The organism is Dietzia cercidiphylli, assembly GCF_014145145.1.
In the GTDB taxonomy this organism is placed as follows: domain Bacteria; phylum Actinomycetota; class Actinomycetes; order Mycobacteriales; family Mycobacteriaceae; genus Dietzia; species Dietzia natronolimnaea.
Genome location: NZ_JAALEA010000474.1, coordinates 1 through 1,957, shown reverse-complemented (window position 1 = coordinate 1,957; position 1,957 = coordinate 1). Strand labels below are relative to the sequence as shown.

Here is a 1,957-nt window from a genome sequence, read left to right as displayed (position 1 = left end):
GCCGGGATCCCCCGCCCCGGTCGTCACGACGCTCACCGCGACGGTCGTCGTCCCGACCCCCGCGGTCGCCACCGCGGGGACGGCCACCACGGTCGTCCCTGCCCGCGGACGGGCGACCGGCGGGCGGACCGGAGTCCGGTCGGATGTCGATCTCCGAACCGGCGACCCGGATCCCGCGCATCGATTCGATCTGATCCCGGGACAGACCCGCCGGGAGTTCGACGATCGAGTGATCGAAACGGATCGAGATACGTCCGATGTCGCCGCCACTGAGTCCGGCCTCATTGGCCAGGGCGCCCATGATGGATCCCGGCTTGACGTTGTTCCGCTTGCCCACAGCGATCCGGTACTGGGCCATGTCCTTGCCCGTGCGCGAGGGACGGGGGCCGTCCGAGAAGTCGCGGCCCGGCCGCTCGCGCCGGTCATCCCGCCGGGTGTCACGCGGGTTGTCCTGCCGTTCACGTCGCGCGGGACGCTCGGGCTCTCGCATGAGGAAGTCGGCGGAATTGCGGGACTGCGTGGCGAGTGCGGCGGCGATGTCGGCCATCGAGACGGAGTGCTCGTTGGCGTACTCCTCCACCAGCCGGCGGAACATCGCCAGGTTCGGATCATCGAGGCTCTCGGTGATCGACTGCCCGAACTTCGCCATCCGCATCTCGTTGACATCATCCACGCTCGGGAGCTGGATCTCTGTCAGCGGCTGACGCGTGGCCCGCTCGATCTGGGAGAGCATGCGACGCTCCCGCGGGGTGACGAACAGCAGCGCCTGCCCGCTGCGGCCGGCGCGGCCCGTACGGCCGATCCGGTGCACGTACGACTCGGTGTCGTGCGGGATGTCGTAGTTGACCACGTGGCTGATACGGGGCACGTCCAGACCACGTGCGGCCACGTCCGTGGCCACCAGGATGTCGGTCCGACCGTCCTTGAGTGCCTCGATGGTCCGCTCCCGGAGATTCTGCGGGATGTCGCCGTTGATCGGCGCAGCAGAGAACCCGCGCGCCCGAAGCTTCTCCGCGAGCTCCTCCGTGGCCGACTTGGTCCGGACGAACAGGATCATCGCGTCGAAATCCTCGACCTCGAAGATCCTCGTCAGGGCGTCGAGTTTGTCCCGGTGATTGACCAGGACGTAGCGCTGATGGATGTTCGGGGCGGTGGAGGTCTTGGAGGCGACCTTCACCTCCGCCGGATCGGTGAGGTACTTCTGCGAGATGCGCCGGATGGCGGAGGGCATGGTCGCCGAGAACAGGGCGACCTGCGTGGTCTCCGGGGTGTCGGAGAGGATCCGCTCGACGTCCTCCTGGAAGCCCATCGCCAGCATCTCGTCGGCCTCGTCGAGGACGAGATGGCGCAGACCCGACAGATCGAGCGTGCCCTTCTTGAGGTGGTCGATCACGCGGCCGGGCGTACCGACGATGATCTGCGCACCCCGCCGCAGACCGGACAGCTGGATCCCGTAGGCCTGACCGCCATAGATCGGGAGCACGTTGACCTGCGGCATGTTGGCGGAGTAAGTGATGCACGCCTCGGCGACCTGGAGCGCGAGCTCACGGGTGGGCGCCAGAACGAGCGCCTGCGGGCTCTTCACCGCCGGGTCGATGAGTGAGAGGATCGGCAGGGCGAAGGCCGCGGTCTTGCCGGTGCCCGTCTGTGCCAGCCCCACGACATCACGGCCCGCCATCACCATCGGGATGATGGCGGCCTGGATCGCGGAGGGGACCTCGTACCCCACGTCCTTGACCGCCTGGGCGACGGCCGGGGCCAGCCCCATGTCGGCGAACGTGATCGCGTCACCGTCGCCGGCGTCGGCGTCGGGCGCGCGGTCCACCGACTCGCCCCTGCGGGGCGTGCGCTGGTCCGCCTGCTCCACAGCGGGCGCCTCAGGGACCGGTGTCTCCTCGGCGGACGCCTCAGGGACCGGTGTCTCCTCGGCGGGCGACTCCTGCTCCGACGCCTCCTC

General features: G+C 69.1%; 1 protein-coding gene. It reads right to left on the bottom strand.

Annotated features, from left to right (window positions below; all coding sequences use genetic code 11):
* Positions 1 to 1,768: DEAD/DEAH box helicase (locus tag G6028_RS15795; RefSeq protein ID WP_182659440.1), on the bottom strand; the 1,768-nt coding region annotated here is incomplete at its 3' end.
* Positions 1,769 to 1,957 lie beyond the last annotated feature (189 nt).